This is a genomic window from Paraburkholderia sp. JPY465 (assembly GCF_050436725.1).
GTDB lineage: Bacteria > Pseudomonadota > Gammaproteobacteria > Burkholderiales > Burkholderiaceae > Paraburkholderia > Paraburkholderia youngii.
In genome coordinates this window covers 2785914-2804213 of record NZ_JBNDMT010000003.1, presented here as the reverse complement: position 1 = coordinate 2804213, position 18300 = coordinate 2785914, and the positions used below count along the sequence as shown (strand labels likewise).

Sequence of the window (18300 nt, the reverse complement as noted above, 5' to 3'; positions counted from 1 at the left end):
CGCAACGCTGCCGCGCGTACGACATATGCGGCGGGGCAGGTGGAAAAGCGAAACACTTAGGCAGGCGAAGTTGTCGGGACGGTGCCCGACGCGCACATCAACGCGGGGTCGTGCTTGCTATCGTGCTGTTGATCTCGGCCATGATGCTCGCCACGTCCGCGATCTGGTTCGAAACATCGCTCGCGGCCGCACGCGCGGCGACCAATACGCGCGACTTTCTGCAGGCTTTCCACGCGGCGGATTCGGCGCTGAGCTTGTGCGAGCGCAACGTGCGATCGGCACCTGGCGACGCGCCCAATGCGCCGCTCACATCCGGCGAGCCGGTTCAATGGAGGCTTGAAACCGCGTTCGACGCAGGCGCCATCACGCCTGTGTCGCAATGGCCGGGATCATCGCGTGCGCCGCAATGCCTGATCGAGCCTTGGCGTCTCGCGAGTCGACCCAACGCCAGCGCTTATCTGCTGACCGCGCGCGGCTTCGGGCAGAGCAGCGAGTCACAGGTCTGGTTGCAGATGGAACTGGTGACCGAGGATGGCGCGATCGAGCGTCATTGGCGGCGCGTTGCCGCGAGACCATTCTGAAGAACGCACCGACTGGACACGTATGAAAAGCCCGAACACATCCGCATTCACGCTGCTCGAACTCGTGATCGCGCTCGCGATTGCCGCCACGCTCGCCGCCTTTGCGATCCCTTCGTATCGCAGCCACATCGCGCGCACCCATCATATCGACGCGGCGTCGGCGTTATATCGGGCCGCGCAATTCGTCGAGGCCGCGGCGAGCGATGGCGCGCCGGCCTTGCCACCGGGCATCGATCAGGCGCCGCAGTTCGGCGCGCCGGTGTATCGCGTGCGCGTGCTGCCCGCGGACGACACGAACGGCGGCTATTCGATCGAAGCGGTGCCAGCGGAAGCGGGCCCGATGCGCGATGACCCGTGTGGCACGTTCACGCTAGATGCGACAGGTCAGCGAGGCAATAGAAACGACACGAGCGGCGCGACGCCCACGAGCAGCGAATGCTGGAATACGGGTTAGCAGGTGATTGAAAGCCGACGCGCGCGGCCGTGCGAGCGGACATCCGATATAGCGCAGATCGCAGCCCCTCGTAGCGGCCACGACCTCAATAGCCGCTTCTCGTCGAATCGACCTGCTCAGCCGCCGCCTGCGCGGTAGCGGAAACCGCCGCCGCCGCCCGCGCCGCCGCCGACTCGTTCTTCATCTGTTGCCAGATCCGGAACGCTTCCCACGCGCCGAGCGCAAGGCTGCCCCACTTGAGCGCGGGTCTTGCGCTCCTGACGACAGTCGCGCGCAGCGGTTTGGCGAGCAACAGCGAAACGACCGAACTGATGAACGGGTACTGCTTGAGCAATGCGCCGATCGTGCCCGCGTTGAGCACGCTTGCCTTGGCCCCTTTGCCGACGCGCACGCCGCCGAAGCCGGGGATCACGAACTTGAGCCAGCTGAAATGTGTGACGGCCTGGCGCAGTTCGAAGACGGCCTGCGCGAGCTCGACGCGCTCCACGTCCGCGCGCACGAGCAGCAATTCCTTGCGTAGCGCCCGCAGATGCGGGGCGCTCAGATCCTTCGACGGATGGCGCTTGTTACGAAAGGCTGTATCGGGACGGGATGGGCTCATGGCGTGTCGGCGGGAGTGGAGATGAGGCGATGGATCGGATGCAGACAAACTTGCCCATCAGTCGCGGCTGCGAAACGCTTCGCGATCTTTTTCGAACTCGGCGATGGTCGCTTCGAACACCAGCGGCGCGTTGCGCAGACCGCTGCGCGCCTTCAGCGCACAGGCGAGCCCGGCAATCGCGTAGACCGCGGTGATGCCGGCAAGCGCCTGCCATCGGTAGGTGTCCCAGAAGGCAATGGCGACGAGTGCGGTCAACGCGATCAAGGCCATCGTGGCGAGCATCATTGCGGCAAGACCGAGAAACAGCACGCCGAGCAGGCGGTCTTTTTCCTCGGCGAGTTCGATGCCCACCAGTTCGAGCCGCGTCTGCAGAATCGCAAACACGGAACTGAGAATACGGCGCAACGGGCTGTGTTCTGCGCGCTGCGAGTGTGTTTCGGTCGTCATGGCTGTGGGCGTTGCGCGTGAGGGCCTGGCCAGCGCGCACGCGCGCCAGCAGAAGGGGACCGGCGTGGCTCGCGCCGGTCCGCCTGTATCGCCGGTGCGCCGGACATGCCTGCTCCGGCGGACTCACCGACCTTTACTTGCGATTGATCAGCAGACCGACCACCATGCCGATGCCGGCGGCGATGCCGATGGACGCCCACGGATGTTCGTGCACGTAGTCGTCGGTAGCGCGGGCAGCCTTCTTGCCTTTTTCGACGACCACGACCTGAACGTCGGCTGCTTTTTCTTTCGCCTGCTTCAGGCGCGTCAGCGCGGTCTCACGCAGTTCGGACGCGCGTTCGCCGGTAGCGCTCGCGGCCTGTTTCAGCAGGTCTTCAGCGTCCGCGAGGACGGTTTTGATATCCGACATCAATCTCTCCTTGTTGACTTCCGACATTGACAGCTCCCTTTGTCTCACGCTACGCGTAAATCGTAACCAAAGAAACGGTCGCTGGCGAGCCTAGTGCCGGTTGCATGGCGCCGACGCACGATCCGTTCCCGGCAGCGCGTGGCAACACCCGTTTGAGGGCACTTTGCTCCAGACCGGTATCGGATTGAGTTGATCTGTCCCGCAAAGTTTCCATCAAACGGGAGAAAATTACAAAAACGCATAAAGTACTGACGCGATGTTGGTTCGCCATGTACCACCACGGCCTTATGCTTTATCGTCTGGCCGTCGCGGGCACACGCCCGCGACCTTATCTGGATACGTTCCGAATACCTACAGGAGATGCACTATGAGTCTACGTCTTGGCGACATTGCGCCGGATTTCGAACAGGAGTCGAGCATTGGCCGCATCAGTTTTCACGACTGGCTCGGCAATAGCTGGGGCGTGCTGTTCTCGCATCCCGCCGACTTCACGCCGGTCTGCACGACCGAGCTGGGCCTGACCGCGAAGCTTGCAAGCGAGTTCGAAAAGCGCAACGTGAAGACGATCGCGTTGTCGGTCGACAGCGCGGAGTCGCACAAGGAGTGGATCAAGGACATCAACGAGACGCAGGCCGCCAGCGTCGGTTTTCCGATTCTCGCGGACGGCGATCGCAAGGTTTCCCAGCTTTACGACATGATTCATCCGAACGCGAACGAAACGTTCACCGTGCGTTCGCTGTTCATCATCGATCCAAACAAGAAGGTGCGTCTGATCATCACCTATCCGGCGAGCACCGGCCGCAACTTCGACGAAGTGCTGCGCGTGATCGATTCGCTGCAGCTGACCGACAGTCACTCGGTCGCGACGCCGGGCAACTGGAAGCAGGGCGATGACGTGGTGATCGTGCCGTCGCTGAAGGACGAGGAAGTGATCAGGCAGAAATTCCCGAAAGGCTACAAGGCGCTGCGCCCGTACCTGCGCATGACGCCGCAGCCGAACCAGTAAGCTGCGCGGCATCAAACAGAAAAGCCGGTTCGAATGAACCGGCTTTTTTTGCACTTAGCGGAACGCCAGCGGCATCAGAAGAACGCCTGAATACCGGTCTGCGCACGGCCGAGGATCAGCGCATGAACATCGTGGGTGCCTTCGTAGGTGTTGACGACCTCGAGGTTCACCAGATGGCGGGCAACTCCGAACTCGTCCGAAATGCCGTTGCCGCCGAGCATGTCCCGCGCGAGGCGGGCGATGTCGAGCGCTTTGCCGCACGAATTGCGCTTCATGATCGACGTGATTTCGGTGGCGGCCGTGCCTTCGTCCTTCATGCGGCCGAGGCGCAGTACGCCTTGCAGCCCGAGCGTGATTTCAGTTTGCATGTCGGCGAGCTTCTTCTGGATCAGCTGGTTCGCGGCGAGCGGCCGGCCGAACTGCTTGCGATCGAGCACGTACTGACGCGCGATGTGCCAGCATGCTTCCGCCGCGCCGAGCGCGCCCCAGGCGATGCCGTAGCGCGCCGAGTTCAGGCAAGTGAACGGACCGCGCAGGCCGCTGACGCCAGGCATGATGTTCTCTTCCGGCACGAACACATCGTCGAGCACGATTTCACCGGTGATCGACGCGCGCAGCCCGATCTTGCCGTGGATCGCCGGCGCGGACAGACCCTTCCAGCCCTTCTCGAGAATGAAGCCGCGGATGTTGTCCTTGCCGTTTTCCTCGAGCTTCGCCCACACGACGAACACGTCGGCGATCGGCGAATTGGTGATCCACATCTTCGAGCCCGACAGCGAATAGCCGCCATCGACCTTCTTCGCGCGCGTGACCATGCTGCCCGGATCGGAGCCGTGGTTCGGCTCAGTCAGACCGAAGCAGCCGATCCACTCGCCGCGCGCGAGCTTCGGCAGATATTTTTCCTTCTGCGCGTCCGAGCCGAATTCGTAGATCGGCACCATTACCAGTGACGACTGCACCGACATCATCGAGCGATAGCCGGAGTCGACACGTTCGACTTCACGCGCGATCAGCCCGTACGCGACATAGTTAAGACCGGGGCCGCCGTACTGTTCGGGAATCGTCGGGCCGAGCAGGCTGAGTTCGCCCATTTCGCGAAAAATCCCGACATCGGTCTTTTCATGGCGGAACGCTTCTAGCACGCGCGGCAGCAGCTTGTCCTGCGAGTAAGCCGCGGCGGCATCGCGCACCATGCGTTCGTCTTCGGTCAACTGCTGATCCAGCAGCAACGGGTCTTCCCAGTGAAACTGCGCGGCTACGGCCATGACGTATCTCCTGATTTCACGCTCAGAACAAGCTTGACTTGAGTTCCGCCTTGCGAAACAATGTTTTGCAAACGACGCCCGAGTGTAGCACCCTATGACGCTGCCATCCACTTTCTCCGCTCCGCTCGACGAACGCAAATTCGTCGTCGCCCTTGCCCGCGGGCTGGACCTGTTGCGCGCGTTCCAGCCGGGCGACACGATGCTCGGCAATCGCGATTTCGTCGAACGCACGGGTTTGCCGAAGGCAACCGTGAACCGGCTCGCCTACACGCTGACCGTGCTCGGCTATCTGCGGCTCGACGAAAGACACGGCAAATATGCGCTCGATGCGGGCGTGCTGTCGCTCGGCTTCGCGCTGCTATCGGGCAGCGACATACTCGAACTCGCGCGCCCGCACCTTCGCAGCCTCGCGCGCGAGGTCGGCGCGGCGGTTTCGCTCGGCTGCCGGGATGGGCTCGACATGGTGTATCTGGAGACGATCCGCAGCGAAACCGCGTTGACGCTCGGCCTCGCATCCGGCTCGAAACTGTCGATGCTGACGAGCTCGATGGGCCGCGCATATCTCGCCGTGCAGCCGCTCGACGCGCGTACTGCGTTACTCGCGGAACTGAAAAAAGCGGCAGGCAGGGCGGGCGCGATGCTGGTCGCCGAAGCCGAACAGGAGATCGCCGCGTTCGCGACCGAACGCTGCTGCTACTCGTTTCGTGCGTGGCATGACGACGTGAACGCGGTCGCGGTGCCGTTTCGCGAGCCGCGCGAAAACCGCTGGCTCGTGCTCAGCTGTAGCGGGCCGGCGTCGTCGATGGGGGAGGAGGTGTTTCGCGAGAACGTCGCGCCGCGTCTGAAGGCGCTCGCGGCGCGGCTGGGGGAGCCGGGCTGAGCGAAGGCCGGGGCGCCCGGGCCAACCGGGCCCACGCCGTGTCACGCCGCCCGGTCGTGATAATGCGCGTTGAACAATGGACCTTGCACGAACCGCACGTCGTACTGCTGTAGCGCGGAGAACTGCGTCTCGTCCATCACGCGATTGAAAATCAGCGGCACCCGCAGCCGGCCCGCGTAGCCGACGAGCGGCTTCACGGTCGCGTCGCGCAATGCGGCCGTCGCATCCATCTTGATGAAATCGAGCCGCGCGGTTTCCGATACCGACAGGATCTGCCCCGCGTTCGACAGATTGCCCGCCACCTTGAAGCCGTAGTGCTGATAGCTGCGCGTCAGATAACCCAGAAACGTCTTGTGCGCGACCGCCGCCGCCGGCAGTTCGATGACGATGCGCGTCGGATTCAGATTGAACGACGTCAGCACGCTCGAAAAATGCCGGCCGTGATCGTACTTCACACTCTTCAGCAGCCTCTCGTGCACGCGTAGAAACAGCAGCCCATGCCGCTGCGGGCCAAAGAAGTTGATTGCGTGCAGCGCGCGCGACATGCGATCAAGCGCGACCAGCTGCTGATCGTCGGCGATGTTGTCGAACGGATCGAACACGTCGAACGGCGGTGCGCCGAGCCGGTGCGTGACCGCCTGAAAGCCGAGCTCATCGCCGAAACGGTCGACTCCTTCCGCGCCGCATGATAGCGACTGCGCGAGCCCATGCACGCTGATGTCGAAGATCGGCTCGTAGGCGCTCGTGAGCTCGATGCCGTCGAAATGCGCGAGCGCGATGCCTGCGTGCGCGCCTTGTCCCATGGCCAGATGCTCGCCGAGAAACGGGTGATGAGCGGCGCGGGCGATCAGATCGGGGATGGTCGGCGAAATCATGAAGGCGAGTGAAAGGCGACGATGAACGCGCACCGGGCGCGTGGCTGCGCGACGCGATGGCCGCATCCATTGATGGTAGCAGTACGCGCCCTGCGCGGATTAACAAAATGCTCATAACGTTATTGGCCTGACGCTTATGGGCCGGGGCTCAGCGTGCAATCACGAGGTTGGCATGCCCGCTTCCAAGGGTATACGTTAGTTTCACTATTCGTAATTAGTTTTACTATGCGTAAAACGTGATTTCACCAGTTCGCGCGTCCGAAGCCGAGCCGGCCTGAGCGTGACTGCAAAGATCACGTAATCGGGAAAGAATCGAGCAACTCGCGGAGAACCTTGTATGGATACCTCAACACGTACGCCGGCCGACCAACGCCTGCGACCTGAAATCGAGCCCGGCTATCAGTCGGGTTTCGCGAACGAATTCGCAACCGAGGCGTTGCCTGGCGCGCTGCCGACCGGCCGCAACTCGCCGCAGCGCGCGGCCTATGGTTTGTATGCCGAGCAGATTTCGGGTACCGCGTTTACGGCGCCACGCGGTCACAACCGTCGCTCGTGGCTGTACCGGATTCGTCCCGCGGCGATGCACAAGCCGTTCACGATGATGCCGTCGGAGCGGCTCGTCGCGAACTTCGCCGAGGTGCCGCCGACGCCGCCGAACCAGCTGCGCTGGGACCCGCTGCCAATGCCGTCCGAACCGACCGATTTCATCGACGGCTGGGTGACCATGGCAGGCAACGGCTCGGCCGAAGCGATGAACGGTTGCGCGATCCATCTGTACGCAGCGAACCGTTCGATGCAGGACCGCTTCTTCTACAACGCCGACGGCGAACTGCTGATCGTGCCGCAACAGGGCCGCCTGTATATCGCGACCGAAATGGGCCGCATCGATATCGAGCCGTTCGAGATCGCGGTGATTCCGCGCGGCGTGCGCTTCGCGGTGAGCCTGCCGGACGGCAGCGCGCGCGGCTATATCTGCGAGAACTTCGGTGCGTTGCTGCGTCTGCCGGAACTGGGGCCTATCGGCTCCAACGGTCTCGCGAATCCGCGCGATTTCCTGACGCCGCACGCCGCGTACGAAGACCGCGAGGGCGCGTTCGAACTCGTCGCGAAGATGAACGGCAATCTGTGGCGCGCGGACATCGGCCATTCGCCGCTCGACGTCGTGGCATGGCACGGCAACTACGCGCCGTACAAGTACGACCTGCGCCGCTTCAACACGATCGGCTCGATCAGCTTCGACCATCCGGACCCGTCGATCTTCCTCGTGCTGCAATCGCAAAGCGACACGCCGGGCGTCGATACGATCGACTTCGTGATCTTCCCGCCGCGCTGGCTCGCGGCTGAAGATACATTCCGCCCGCCATGGTTCCATCGCAACGTCGCGAGCGAGTTCATGGGTCTCGTGCATGGCGTCTACGACGCGAAGGCCGAGGGCTTCGTGCCCGGCGGCGCGAGCCTGCACAACTGCATGACGGGCCACGGTCCGGACGCGGACACGTTCGAGAAAGCGTCGCATGTCGATACCTCGATGCCGAAGAAGGTCGACGACACCATGGCCTTCATGTTCGAGACGCGCACGCTGATCAAGCCGACGCGCTTCGCGCTCGAAACCGCGCAACTGCAGGCGCATTACTACGAGTGCTGGCAAGGCCTCAAGAAACACTTCAATCCGGAGCAACGATGAACGCGGTGAACGATCTCCAGGCGACGCTCGATGCGTCGCGCAAGAGCTGGATCGAGTCGGCCAACGAGCCGGCGAGCGACTTCCCGATCCAGAACCTGCCGTTCGGCATTTTCAGCGATCGTGGCAACGACGCGCGGCGCGTCGGCGTCGCGATCGGCGATCAGATCGTCGATCTCGGCGCGTTGCAGGCAGCGGGTCTGCTGAACGTGCCGGCGCAGAACGTGTTCGCGCGCGATGCGCTGAACGATTTCATCGCGCTTGGCCGCGACGCATGGCGCAGCGTTCGAATCCAGCTGAGCCAACTGCTCGCGCGCGACACCGCGACGCTACGCGACGATGCCGTGTTGCGCGCGAAGGTGCTGGTGAATCAGGCCGATGCGCGTCTGCATCTGCCGGTGCAGATTCCGGGCTACACGGATTTCTATTCGTCGAAGGAGCACGCGACCAATGTCGGCTCGATGTTCCGCGATCCGAAGAATGCGCTGCTGCCGAACTGGTCGGAGATGCCGATCGGCTACAACGGACGGGCGTCGTCGGTGGTCGTGAGCGGCACGCCGGTGCGTCGCCCCAATGGTCAACTCAAGTTGCCCGATCAGGAGCGCCCGGTGTTCGGCGCGTGCCGCAAGCTCGATATCGAACTGGAGACGGGTTTCATTATCGGCGGCGGCAATGCGCTGGGCGAGCCGATCGCATGCGAGGACGCGGAGGCGCACATCTTCGGCATGGTGCTGCTGAATGACTGGAGCGCGCGCGACATCCAGCAATGGGAATACGTGCCGCTCGGTCCGTTCAACGCGAAGACCTTCGCGACGACGATCTCGCCGTGGGTCGTCACGCTCGATGCGCTCGAACCATTCCGCGTCGCGCAGCCGGTGCAGGAGCCGGAGCCGCTCGCGTATCTGCGGCATCGAGGAAAGCATGCGTTCGACATTCATCTCGAAGTGAGCTTGCGCGCGCCACACGCGCGGCAAGCGAGCACGATCGCGCGGACCAACTTCAAATACATGTACTGGACGATGGCGCAGCAGCTCGCGCATCACACGGTGTCGGGTTGCAATACGCGGGTGGGCGACCTGATGGGCTCGGGGACGATCAGCGGGCCGACCGAGGATTCGTACGGCAGCCTGCTCGAACTGACGTGGAACGGCAAGAAGCCGCTGGAGCTGCACGAGGGCGGTACGCGCACGTTCATCGAGGACGGCGATGTGCTGACGCTGGTGGGCTGGTGCCAGGGCGACGGGTATCGCGTCGGGTTCGGCGCGTGTGCCGGAGAGATTCTGCCGGCGCGAGAGTGAGCGCGCGGCAGTCACGATGAACGAGGGCCGGCAGCGAATGCCGGCCCTCGTCGTTTGTGCGAGACCTTGGCCGTGCCGTGTCGCAATGACTCGGCGCGTCGTCCGCTTCATCTACCGAGCAACCCGAACACCGCCACGCCATTCGTCGTGCCGACATACACCTTGCCGTTCGCGATCATCGGTGTAATGAACTTGTTGCCGGTGCCGAACTGATCGCGCGTGCCCATCTGGTTGCTGTTGTACAGCTCGTTGAGCGTGACCGGGTCGAACGCATGGAGTGCCGCGACGTTGCCGTTTTCGGCGGCCCATACGATGCCATTCGACGTGCCATTCGCCGAGACGCTCGGCGTCGTGCCGGGATAGGCGAACGTCATCGCGCTTTGCGCGGTGGGTGTGATGGACAGCTTCGCATTGGTCACGGTGAATGCCTTCAGATGATCGCCGACCGAGCCGAAATACACGCGCCCGTTGAAATAGGCGGGCATGCCGAACTCGCCGCCCGCCAGCTGCGCGGTAATCTCCTGATAGATGTTGTCGGTCGTCGGGTTGAACTTGCCCATCGAATCGCGATTCAGCACGTAGATGGTGCTGTCCTTGCCCGCGCCGAGCGTCAGATGCTGCACGACGCCGTTCGCGTCGGTCAGGTCCGGCAGCACCAGTGCGCCGCCGGAGCCGAGGTCGATGTCGTCGTTGGCCTCCTGCACGACGTTCGTCATCGCGAAGTAGTCCGTGACCGACAGGCCGCCCGACGTGCCGAGCTTCAGGAACGAATTGCCGAAATCGTTGTTGGCCGGAAAGCCGCTCGGGCTCATCGTCGTTTCGAAAGTGCCGTTGGCATCGAGCAGATAGATCGACGAGCCGTCCGACGCCGGCCCCGCGCCGCTCATCCAGATCGCGCCGCCGATGCCGTTAGGCGTCACGTTGAGTACCGTGGTCTGCTGCAACGTGTCGGCGGCGTAGCCCATGATCCATCCCGTATAGCCGCCGTCGTCGCAGTGCGAGGTCCATGTCGTGTAGACCGTGTTGCCGAGCAATAGCAGCCCCGCGCGCTCCGCGTACAACGACGGGGTGAACGGCAGGACGCCGTTCGTATTGCCCGCGCCGGTGCCCGGGTAAGAGGCGACGGCGACTTCGGTGGGACCGTTCAGCAGTTCGGCGCCGGTCGCGAGGTCGAGCGCGTGAACGCGATGATGGTAGCCGCCGGCCGGGTCCTTCGACATCGCGACGACATAGATCGTGCCGTGCGTGCCGCGCGAACGGTCGATCACCGGTGTCGAGGTGATGCCGATCGTGTTCACGATCTGGCTGCAGCCGCGGTCGTCGCTCGGGGTTTCGCCGCTGCCGAGTGTGCGCACCTGCCACAGGGTCGCGCCGGTGTCGGCATCGAATGCGTACACGGTGTCGTTCTCGGTCGCGACGTACAGCACGTTGTGCGTGCCACCCGCGATCGCCAGCGAAGCGACGAATAGCGGCTGCGCGTCGACCTTGCCGTCGACGCTAAAGAAGCCGACCTTGCCGAATGTCGCGGCCGTCACGTTGGCGGGCGTCAGCGTGGTTTCGCCGAGGTTCTGGCCGGTGCGCGCGATGTCGTTGTGATAGGTGAGCACGTCCTGCACGGCTGCCGTCGACGTGCCACCCATCGACGTGGCCGAGCCGCTGCCCGCGGTGCCGGTGCTACCGGTGCCGCCGCTCGTGGTGCCACCAGTGGTGGTGCCGCCGCCGCTTGCCGCGGCTGGGGTCGATGCGCCCGATGAGGCGCTGCCGCCGGCGCTCGTGCCCGTCGGGGCACTGCTGTTTCCGCCTCCGCCGCCACCACAGTTTGCGGCGACGATCGCGGCTACCGCGATCGCCGTGCCCAACAGGCTGGCACGGAGCAACAAGCGCATCGCGACCATGGCGGACTCCCCGTTGCTTGCGGTGGCACCACAAAATATGGGCCGTGTCGAGTGCCCGCGCAACGTGGGTTGAAGATTATCACCCGGCGTATAGATCGTAAAAGCCAGCAACTAGCGTCTAATCGTCAACTCGCCGTCCGCAGCGTGATCCGCCGACGCTCCCACCACACCGCCACCAGAAACGCGAGCGCCGCGCACAACAGCACGCCGACCACCGCATCGTGGCCGACCGATTTCATTTGCATCAACGCAGTCGCGCAGGCCACCACCAGCACCGCGCCGACGATCACCTGACGGCCGCTCGTCGTCATCGACGCCGATCGCGAGCGTTGGCGCAATACCGTACCGGTGAGAGACGTTACCCCACGACAGATAAAGGGTGCCGTCGCGAGGCTCGTAAAAGACCTCCGGCGCGCCCATGTCTTCTGCATGTCCGTGCGCGTCGAATTCTCACTCGATGTGCGGAGTTTCGTCGCTTGGGTCCGCCAGTTCGGACGTGCGGACGGCCCATCGCTCAGGATTCGTGTAAAAGTCCAATCCGGTTAACCGGTGATGCCGGTCGACAAGCATCGATAAGGTGCCCGCCGTGAGGACATAGCGGGGCGCCAATGCCGAAGCGTGCATCCAGCAAGTCGCTGAGATTGTTTTGCTGTGCCTGCGGCGAAGCCCAAGGCGGATATGTGACCTCACAGGTCAGCGTAGAGCTTTGTTCATCCCACCGCACGACGGCGGAAACGCCGGTGGCAGGGGTAGTCGTGTAGACGGTGGGATGCTTCATCCAAGAGGTTTATAGGCAAAGTGCAGAACGGTGTGATCGCTCTCGCGAACCACGACTTCGGTCGGCAAGCTCACCCCGCCACCACCACCCGCCGCTCGATCGACACCGACCACAACGTCAGCAGCAGCGCACCCAGCGCGGTCGCGACGCCGACCCACGGCAGCGTCGTCAGCGGCGCGCCCGCGCCGATCGCCATGCCGCCGAGCCATGCGCCGGTTGCGTTGCCGAGGTTGAAAGCGCCCTGATTGAGCGTCGACGCAAGATTCGGCGCGTGGCTTGCGCGATCGACGATCAGCATCTGCAGCGGCGGCACGATTGCGAATGCGAGCACACCCCACACGAACACGGTCAGCATCGCCGGAATGCGCGCGTGCATGGTGCCCGCGAACACGCACAGAATCACGACGATCGCCATCAGGAACGCGACTAGCGACGGCATCAGCCGCCAGTCCGCGAGCTTGCCGCCGAGCGTGCTGCCGACCGTCAGCCCGAGGCCGAACAACAGCAGCACCAGCGTGACCGCGTGCGGCGTGAAGCCGGTCACGTCTTCGAGAATCGGCGTGATGTAGGTGAAGGTCGAGAACAGGCTCGCCGACGCGAGCACGCTGATGCCGAGCACCATCAGCACCTGCGGGTTCTTCAGCACGCTGAATTCGCGCACGAGGCTCGCCTTTTGCATCTCGATCTTCGCGGGCAGGCACACCGCGAGCGCGGCCGCCGCCAGCACGCCGATGCCGGTCACGGCCCAAAAGGTGGCGCGCCAGCCGACCGCCTGGCCGAGCGCGGTGCCGAGCGGCACGCCCAACACGTTGGCGAGCGTGAGGCCGGTGAACATCAGCGCGATTGCCTGCGCGCGGCGATTGGGCGCGACGAGGCCTGCCGCGACCACCGAGCCGATGCCGAAAAACGCGCCGTGGCAGAACGCGGTGACAATGCGCGCGGCCATCAGCACCGCGTAACCCGGCGCGATCGCGCACAGCAGATTGCCGACGATGAACACGCCGATCAGGCTCATCAGCGCCTTCTTGCGCGGCATGTTGGCGACCGCGATCGCGACGATCGGCGCGCCGATCGTCACACCGAGCGCATAAGCGGACACCAGCATGCCAGCCGCCGGAATCGACACGGACAGATCGCGCGCGACGTCGGGCAACAGCCCCATGATGACGAACTCTGTGGTACCGATTCCAAACGCGGCAACGGCAAGGGCAAGCAGAGGCAAAGGCATGGCGATGATGGGGTGTGACGCGTGAAGCGGCGCGAAAAACGGGCGCCGGGCGGGCGTTCCGAAGGCGGAAACGCTGTCGCCGGATAGGGGAAAACAGTAGGGGATTCTACCTAAGTCAATTCTGCCTTGCAGGCCGTCAGGAAAGCTGTTGTTTTTGTGGAAAGCGGCGCTCAGCGTCGCGCGAGGTTGCGTTGCAGCGCCGCGCAGCCCGCATCCACCAGCATTTCGACCACGTTGGCGCGCTCGTCGGGCTTGAAGTCGCTGATCCAGATCACGCGGCAACGCGTGGGCGTGTCGGCGACGACCTGCAACGTCGAGTGATGATGCTCGAAGCGTCCGCCGCCCACCGAGTAGGCGAGCCGCAGGTGCGCATCGTCGACGGCGATCACCCGTTCCTCGACCACGGTGCCGTCGGCGAACGTGACCCAGCGCAGTTCTCCTTCCATGCGCGCCTCGGTCAGCACGCCCGCGAACGCGCGGGCGACGTCGGCGGGGTCGCGCAGCGCCGCCCATGCATCGGCCGCGGCGGTTTCCACGGCAATTTCCCGGTAGATCGTAGCCATCGCAGTTCCTCTTATACGTGTCAGGTAAGCATGTCTCAACGATTCGGCGGCGCCGGCTGATCTGCGTCGAACCTGTCGCCATGACGGCCCGCGCCCGATGCAAAGCGCGCCGCGCCCGCCGCGCCCTCGGCGAAGACCGCCGCGTAGCCGCCCGCGCCTTCGCGCCGCAACGCCTCGGCGAGATCGTCAAGCGTGCTGTTCTCGAGCACGGAACGGCGATCGGCGAGCAGCGCCGCCTGCGGAAACGCGGCGAGCTCCGCGGCCAGTTGCTCGGCGGCCGCGCGCGCTTCGCCCTTCGGCACTACGCGATTGGCGAGCCCGAACCCTAGGGCCTCGTGCGCATCGACCGCGCGGCCGGTCAGGATCAGATCGAGCGCGCGCGACAAACCGATCAGCCGCGGCAGCCGGATCGTGCCACCGTCGATCAGCGGAATGCCGACGCGCCGGCAGAACACACCGAGCACCGCGTCTTCCTCGACGACGCGCAGATCGCACATCGCGGCAAGCTCGAGTCCACCCGCGACCGCGTAGCCGGCGATCGCGGCGATCACCGGCTTGCTCAAGCGTGTGCGGGTCGGTCCCATCGGACCCGGGCCGCTGCCGTCGGCGTGCAGTTCGTTGCGACGCGTGTCGTCGGCGAGCGCGCTCAGGTCTGCGCCCGCGCAAAACGTGCCGCCCGCTCCGAACAGCACGGCCGCGCGCCATGCGGGCTCGGTCTCGAAACGGCTGAACGCGGCGCTCAACGCGTCGGCCACCTGCCGGTCGACCGCGTTGCGCCGCGCGGGCCTGTCCAGCACGATCGTCGCGACGCCGTTGACGTCATGCGACTCGATTCGCACATGATGATTGAAATGTTCGGTGGCTATCATCGTTAGGTATACTTGAACGGGTATCTGAAACGCCGAGTTCGCGTGATGATCAGGAAGTGTTGCCAACCGCTCATGCAGCGCGATTAATCCGGTAGGCCGTCATGTTTTCGTCACATCCGGCTCGTAGCGTTAGCGCTCTATTAATGCGCTGGTGTCCCGCCGCCAGCTTGCCGAGTGTGCCTTTGTCCCTGCCTTTGCCCAATTCATCGCCGGCCTCCGCACCGACCAGCGCCGAAACGGTCTGGATCGTGCCGTTGCGCGAGCATTCATGGTACGACCACGTGCGTCTGAAGCGCGTATTCGTTACCGACGGCACCCGTCACCAGGTGGTGCTCGTCGATCTGCGCAAGCTGCTCGTGTGCGCGAATCGCGACAACACCGATTACGTGCTGAAGCCGGTCGCCGAATGGCACGCGGGCAAGATCCGCGGCATTCGCGAGTTTCTCGATCCCGACAGCGCGCGCATTCCGCAGATGCCCTACGTGACGATCTCCACGCGTCGCGCGCCGGGATTGCTCGGCTGGATCGGCATAGAGCGCGAGGGGGTGGTGGCGTTTCGCAACGGCCAGCATCGCGCGCGCTACCTGGCCGACGCGGGCGCGCGCTGGTGTCCGGTCGAAGTGCACGAGCGCGAGGCAGCATTGCTGCGTGAGCTGTGCGGCGCGGCCGATGATGCCCGCACCGAGATTCGCGCGACCCCACTGAGCGACAGCGACGTCTGAGTTTCGCGGTCCGCGGCAACTCGCATAGACCTCGGTTATCACCGCTACCCCGCCTGCACGACGTTGCGCGGCGTGCCCGCCTGCCACGCCGCGATGTTCGCGAGCGTGGTTTGCGCGATCTCGGTCATCGCCTCGCGCGTGAAGAACGCCTGGTGCGCGGTGACGATCACGTTCGGGAACATCAACAGACGCGCGAGCACGTCGTCCTGCAGCGGCAGATTCGAATGATCCTCGAAGAAGATGCCGCCTTCTTCCTCGTACACATCGAGCCCGAGATGGCCTAGCTGGCCGTCCTTCAACGCGCCGATCAGCGCGTTCGCCTCGACGAGCCCGCCGCGCCCGGTGTTGATCAGCATCGCGCCGCGCTTCATCTTCGCGAGCGCGGCGCGGTTGATCAGATGATAGGTGTCGGGCAGCAGCGGGCAATGCAGACTGACGATGTCCGATTCGGCGAGCAAGGTATCGAGCGGCACGTAGCGCGCGCCGAGCGCGATCAGTTCGTCGGCGTGCGGCCCCGGGTCGTAGGCGAGCACCTGCATGCCGAAGCCCGCCATGATGCGCCCGAATACCCGGCCGATGATGCCGGTGCCGATTACGCCGACCGTCTTGCCGTGCAGGTCGAAGCCGAGCAGCCCATGCAGCGAGAAGTCGCCTTCGCGCGTCCGCGCGACCGCGCGCGGCAGGCGCCGGTTCAACGCGAGAATCAGCCCGACCGCATGTTCGGCGACCGCATACGGCGAATAGGCCGGCACGCGCGCGACCGGCAGGCCGAGCCGCTCGGCCGCCGCGAGGTCGACGTGATTGAAGCCCGCCGAGCGCAGCGCGATCATGCGCGTGCCGCCCGCATGAAGCCGTTCGAGCGTGGCGGCGTCGACCTTGTCGTTGACGAACGGGCAGACCACGTCGTAGCCATGCGCGAGGATCGCGGTCTCGCTGTCGAGAGGGGATTCATGGAAATGCAGTTCATAGCCATGCGCGGCATTGGCTTCGGTGAATGTATCGACGTCGTATTGACGGCTGCTGAACAGGATCGTGCGCATATGAGGCTCCGAAGAAGCGTGCTTTAGACGTGATTTGCGAAGTCGGTTTTTCGTAAATGAATAACAGTGACAGAGGTGCCGAACTGCAATATCGAATGCACAAACATGCGGCAAGAAACGGGTCAAACAGCAGATTATCTTTCTCACGATGTTAGGCGACTTCGCGAGGAAAGAGTAACTGTCGGGCATTCGGACGCGCGCTTAGCGCGCCGGCTACCCTGGCCAAAAAACTTGCGCAATCGCGCGGTTCGGTGAATGATCGGACGAACGGCCTCGAGCGGCGTATCTGCGGCGAGGCCGTTCGCTCCTTTGCGCTTCACATTCACACACCGATCATGCCGACTTCCACTCCTACTACCGTTGCTGCGTCCGTCCCCTGTCCGGTTGTCGAATCGCTCGACGCCATCCTTCCCGAAGAACCGCTGCTGATGATGGGCGCCGGCCCCGTGCCGATTCCCGCCGCGGTCGCGAAGGCCAATGCGATCGTGATCAACCATCTGGGCGGCACGATGGCGAAGGTGGTGAACCAGGTGAAGACGATGGCGCGCTACGTGTTCCAGACGCAGTCGAAGTGGGTGCTCGGCGTAGCGGGACCGGGATCGGGCGCGATGGAGATGGCGATCTGCAATCTCGCGTGGGAAGGCACGCGCATGCTGTGCATCAAGAACGGCTTCTTCAGCGACCGCATGGGCGAAATGGGCCGGCGCGTCGGCGCGAGGGTGACCACGCTCGAAGTCGCGGACCGCACGGTCGCGAGTCTCGATCAGGTCGCCGAAGCGCTGCGCCGCGAGCGTCCCGAGGTCGTCACGGTCGTGCAGGGCGAGACCTCGAACACCGTGTGGAACCATCATCTGAAAGACATCGTCGCGCTCGCGAAGGAAGCCGGCGCGCTCGTGATCGTCGACGCCGTCTGCACGCTGAGCACGATGCCGCTCGAAATGGACAACTGGGGCATCGACGCGGTGATTACCGGCGGGCAGAAGGGCTTGTCGTCGATTCCGGGTGTGTCGCTGATCGCGTTCTCAGACGCGGCGTGGGCGCGCGTCAAAGGCCGCACGGTGCCCAACACGCACTGGTGCCTCGATGCGTCGCTGGCGGAAAACTTCTGGCACAACGCTGGTTATCACTACACGGCGCCGGTGTCGGGCGTACTCGCTTTGCACGAGGCGCTGCGGCTCGTCTGCGCGGAAACACTGGAGAAGCGTTTCGCGCGCCATCTGAAATGCTCGCTCGCGTTGCAGCAGGGCGTCACCGCGATGGGCCTGCAACTGTATGCGCCGGAGAATTGCCGGCTCAACTCGGTGATCGGCATCGAGGTGCCGGACGGCCTGAGTCCCGCCGACGTCTGCGCGCATATCTCGCGACAGCATCAGGTGGAAATCGCCGGCTCGTTCGGTTTGCCGATCGTGCGGATCGGCCAGATGGGCGAGCAGTGCCGCGAGCACAACCTGTTTCGCACCGTGCACGCGCTCGGCCGCACGATGGTCGATCTCGGCGTCAAGGTCGATTTGCCGGCGGGTGTCGCGGCGCTCGAGCGCGGATTGAGCGAAGGTAAATAAGGCATTTGACGACGCGCTACGAATAGCATTCGTAGCGCATATTTTTTGTGCGATCCAGCACTTTATAGTCCCATTAGAAAGTTTTTTTCCGCCATTATCGCGTCGCAATAAATTAATGCTTCGCAAGGTTTTTACATAACAATTGCGGC

General features: G+C 64.1%; 19 protein-coding genes. 8 read left to right on the top strand and 11 right to left on the bottom strand.

Annotation, left to right across the window (positions count from 1 at the left end; translation table 11 throughout):
• Positions 1-110 precede the first annotated feature (110 nt).
• Positions 111-581 (top strand): pilus assembly PilX family protein, encoded by a 471-nt coding sequence (locus tag QFZ94_RS27580; protein WP_410842336.1) that lies wholly within the window; start codon positions 111-113, stop codon positions 579-581.
• 22 nt (positions 582-603) lie between these two features.
• Entirely contained in the window at positions 604-1035 is a 432-nt protein-coding gene (locus QFZ94_RS27575) for a type IV pilin protein (protein WP_429460819.1), read from the top strand.
• 85 nt (positions 1036-1120) lie between these two features.
• Here QFZ94_RS27575 and QFZ94_RS27570 read toward each other — a convergent pair whose 3' ends face one another.
• The 3 genes from QFZ94_RS27570 to QFZ94_RS27560 all read right to left on the bottom strand — a co-directional run bounded on the left by QFZ94_RS27570 (position 1121) and on the right by QFZ94_RS27560 (position 2519).
• Positions 1121-1636, bottom strand: a complete 516-nt coding sequence (locus tag QFZ94_RS27570; RefSeq protein ID WP_429460817.1) for a DUF3318 domain-containing protein — start codon at positions 1634-1636, stop codon at positions 1121-1123.
• 57 nt (positions 1637-1693) lie between these two features.
• Positions 1694-2083 (bottom strand): phage holin family protein, encoded by a 390-nt coding sequence (locus QFZ94_RS27565; protein ID WP_368585405.1) that lies wholly within the window; start codon positions 2081-2083, stop codon positions 1694-1696.
• Between the two features lie 133 nt (positions 2084-2216).
• Complete coding sequence (locus QFZ94_RS27560) at positions 2217-2519, bottom strand: DUF883 family protein (protein ID WP_026227987.1); 303 nt, start codon at positions 2517-2519, stop codon at positions 2217-2219.
• A gap of 340 nt (positions 2520-2859) precedes the next feature.
• Here QFZ94_RS27560 and QFZ94_RS27555 point away from each other — a divergent pair, with 340 nt between their 5' ends.
• Positions 2860-3498, top strand: a complete 639-nt coding sequence (locus tag QFZ94_RS27555; protein WP_368585404.1) for a peroxiredoxin — start codon at positions 2860-2862, stop codon at positions 3496-3498.
• A 74-nt stretch (positions 3499-3572) separates the two neighbouring features.
• Here QFZ94_RS27555 and QFZ94_RS27550 read toward each other — a convergent pair whose 3' ends face one another.
• Positions 3573-4763: an acyl-CoA dehydrogenase gene (locus QFZ94_RS27550; RefSeq protein WP_429460814.1), complete on the bottom strand. Its 1191-nt coding sequence runs from the start codon at positions 4761-4763 to the stop codon at positions 3573-3575.
• Between the two features lie 94 nt (positions 4764-4857).
• On the opposite strand from QFZ94_RS27550, the gene QFZ94_RS27545 reads away from it, so the two are divergent.
• The gene (locus QFZ94_RS27545; protein WP_368585402.1) at positions 4858-5643 is read left to right on the top strand and encodes an IclR family transcriptional regulator; all 786 of its coding nucleotides are present in this window, start codon (positions 4858-4860) and stop codon (positions 5641-5643) included.
• Between the two features lie 41 nt (positions 5644-5684).
• Here the strand turns inward: QFZ94_RS27545 and QFZ94_RS27540 are convergent, their stop codons facing one another.
• Complete coding sequence (locus tag QFZ94_RS27540; RefSeq protein ID WP_368585401.1) at positions 5685-6518, bottom strand: diguanylate phosphodiesterase; 834 nt, start codon at positions 6516-6518, stop codon at positions 5685-5687.
• A 337-nt stretch (positions 6519-6855) separates the two neighbouring features.
• Here QFZ94_RS27540 and hmgA point away from each other — a divergent pair, with 337 nt between their 5' ends.
• Positions 6856-8202 (top strand): homogentisate 1,2-dioxygenase, encoded by a 1347-nt coding sequence (gene hmgA, locus QFZ94_RS27535; protein WP_429460812.1) that lies wholly within the window; start codon positions 6856-6858, stop codon positions 8200-8202.
• Positions 8199-9497: a fumarylacetoacetase gene (fahA, locus tag QFZ94_RS27530; protein ID WP_429460810.1), complete on the top strand. Its 1299-nt coding sequence runs from the start codon at positions 8199-8201 to the stop codon at positions 9495-9497. The genes hmgA and fahA overlap by 4 nt, the downstream gene beginning before the upstream one ends.
• A 107-nt stretch (positions 9498-9604) precedes the next feature.
• Here fahA and QFZ94_RS27525 read toward each other — a convergent pair whose 3' ends face one another.
• The 5 genes from QFZ94_RS27525 to QFZ94_RS27505 form a co-directional block, all read right to left on the bottom strand.
• The gene (locus tag QFZ94_RS27525) at positions 9605-11392 is read right to left on the bottom strand and encodes a PQQ-binding-like beta-propeller repeat protein (RefSeq protein ID WP_429460808.1); all 1788 of its coding nucleotides are present in this window, start codon (positions 11390-11392) and stop codon (positions 9605-9607) included.
• A 125-nt stretch (positions 11393-11517) separates the two neighbouring features.
• Complete coding sequence (locus QFZ94_RS27520) at positions 11518-11703, bottom strand: hypothetical protein (RefSeq protein ID WP_410848082.1); 186 nt, start codon at positions 11701-11703, stop codon at positions 11518-11520.
• 537 nt (positions 11704-12240) lie between these two features.
• Positions 12241-13398, bottom strand: coding sequence for an MFS transporter (locus tag QFZ94_RS27515; protein ID WP_368585396.1), 1158 nt, complete (start codon positions 13396-13398; stop codon positions 12241-12243).
• A 170-nt stretch (positions 13399-13568) separates the two neighbouring features.
• On the bottom strand, positions 13569-13961 hold the full coding sequence (locus QFZ94_RS27510) for an SRPBCC family protein (protein WP_429460805.1): 393 nt from the start codon (positions 13959-13961) through the stop codon (positions 13569-13571).
• Positions 13962-13996: 35 nt separating this feature from the next.
• The gene (locus QFZ94_RS27505) at positions 13997-14830 is read right to left on the bottom strand and encodes a crotonase/enoyl-CoA hydratase family protein (protein WP_429460803.1); all 834 of its coding nucleotides are present in this window, start codon (positions 14828-14830) and stop codon (positions 13997-13999) included.
• A 143-nt stretch (positions 14831-14973) separates the two neighbouring features.
• On the opposite strand from QFZ94_RS27505, the gene QFZ94_RS27500 reads away from it, so the two are divergent.
• Entirely contained in the window at positions 14974-15552 is a 579-nt protein-coding gene (locus QFZ94_RS27500; protein ID WP_429460801.1) for a plasmid fertility inhibition factor family protein, read from the top strand.
• A 44-nt stretch (positions 15553-15596) separates the two neighbouring features.
• Here QFZ94_RS27500 and QFZ94_RS27495 read toward each other — a convergent pair whose 3' ends face one another.
• Entirely contained in the window at positions 15597-16592 is a 996-nt protein-coding gene (locus QFZ94_RS27495) for a 2-hydroxyacid dehydrogenase (protein ID WP_368585392.1), read from the bottom strand.
• A 335-nt stretch (positions 16593-16927) separates the two neighbouring features.
• Here QFZ94_RS27495 and QFZ94_RS27490 point away from each other — a divergent pair, with 335 nt between their 5' ends.
• Positions 16928-18151: a pyridoxal-phosphate-dependent aminotransferase family protein gene (locus tag QFZ94_RS27490; RefSeq protein WP_368585391.1), complete on the top strand. Its 1224-nt coding sequence runs from the start codon at positions 16928-16930 to the stop codon at positions 18149-18151.
• Positions 18152-18300 lie beyond the last annotated feature (149 nt).

What these genes read in the sequence shown, in the direction of transcription:
- QFZ94_RS27575 (WP_429460819.1), top strand. Translation starts at nt 604, where the DNA reads ATGAAAAGCCCGAACACATCCGCATTCACGCTGCTCGAACTCGTGATC.
- QFZ94_RS27570 (WP_429460817.1), bottom strand. Translation starts at nt 1,636, where the DNA reads ATGAGCCCATCCCGTCCCGATACAGCCTTTCGTAACAAGCGCCATCCG.
- QFZ94_RS27565 (WP_368585405.1), bottom strand. Translation starts at nt 2,083, where the DNA reads ATGACGACCGAAACACACTCGCAGCGCGCAGAACACAGCCCGTTGCGC.
- QFZ94_RS27560 (WP_026227987.1), bottom strand. Translation starts at nt 2,519, where the DNA reads ATGTCGGAAGTCAACAAGGAGAGATTGATGTCGGATATCAAAACCGTC.
- QFZ94_RS27555 (WP_368585404.1), top strand. Translation starts at nt 2,860, where the DNA reads ATGAGTCTACGTCTTGGCGACATTGCGCCGGATTTCGAACAGGAGTCG.
- QFZ94_RS27550 (WP_429460814.1), bottom strand. Translation starts at nt 4,763, where the DNA reads ATGGCCGTAGCCGCGCAGTTTCACTGGGAAGACCCGTTGCTGCTGGAT.
- QFZ94_RS27545 (WP_368585402.1), top strand. Translation starts at nt 4,858, where the DNA reads ATGACGCTGCCATCCACTTTCTCCGCTCCGCTCGACGAACGCAAATTC.
- QFZ94_RS27540 (WP_368585401.1), bottom strand. Translation starts at nt 6,518, where the DNA reads ATGATTTCGCCGACCATCCCCGATCTGATCGCCCGCGCCGCTCATCAC.
- hmgA (WP_429460812.1), top strand. Translation starts at nt 6,856, where the DNA reads ATGGATACCTCAACACGTACGCCGGCCGACCAACGCCTGCGACCTGAA.
- fahA (WP_429460810.1), top strand. Translation starts at nt 8,199, where the DNA reads ATGAACGCGGTGAACGATCTCCAGGCGACGCTCGATGCGTCGCGCAAG.
- QFZ94_RS27525 (WP_429460808.1), bottom strand. Translation starts at nt 11,392, where the DNA reads ATGGTCGCGATGCGCTTGTTGCTCCGTGCCAGCCTGTTGGGCACGGCG.
- QFZ94_RS27520 (WP_410848082.1), bottom strand. Translation starts at nt 11,703, where the DNA reads ATGACGACGAGCGGCCGTCAGGTGATCGTCGGCGCGGTGCTGGTGGTG.
- QFZ94_RS27515 (WP_368585396.1), bottom strand. Translation starts at nt 13,398, where the DNA reads ATGCCTTTGCCTCTGCTTGCCCTTGCCGTTGCCGCGTTTGGAATCGGT.
- QFZ94_RS27510 (WP_429460805.1), bottom strand. Translation starts at nt 13,961, where the DNA reads ATGGCTACGATCTACCGGGAAATTGCCGTGGAAACCGCCGCGGCCGAT.
- QFZ94_RS27505 (WP_429460803.1), bottom strand. Translation starts at nt 14,830, where the DNA reads ATGATAGCCACCGAACATTTCAATCATCATGTGCGAATCGAGTCGCAT.
- QFZ94_RS27500 (WP_429460801.1), top strand. Translation starts at nt 14,974, where the DNA reads ATGCGCTGGTGTCCCGCCGCCAGCTTGCCGAGTGTGCCTTTGTCCCTG.
- QFZ94_RS27495 (WP_368585392.1), bottom strand. Translation starts at nt 16,592, where the DNA reads ATGCGCACGATCCTGTTCAGCAGCCGTCAATACGACGTCGATACATTC.
- QFZ94_RS27490 (WP_368585391.1), top strand. Translation starts at nt 16,928, where the DNA reads ATGCCGACTTCCACTCCTACTACCGTTGCTGCGTCCGTCCCCTGTCCG.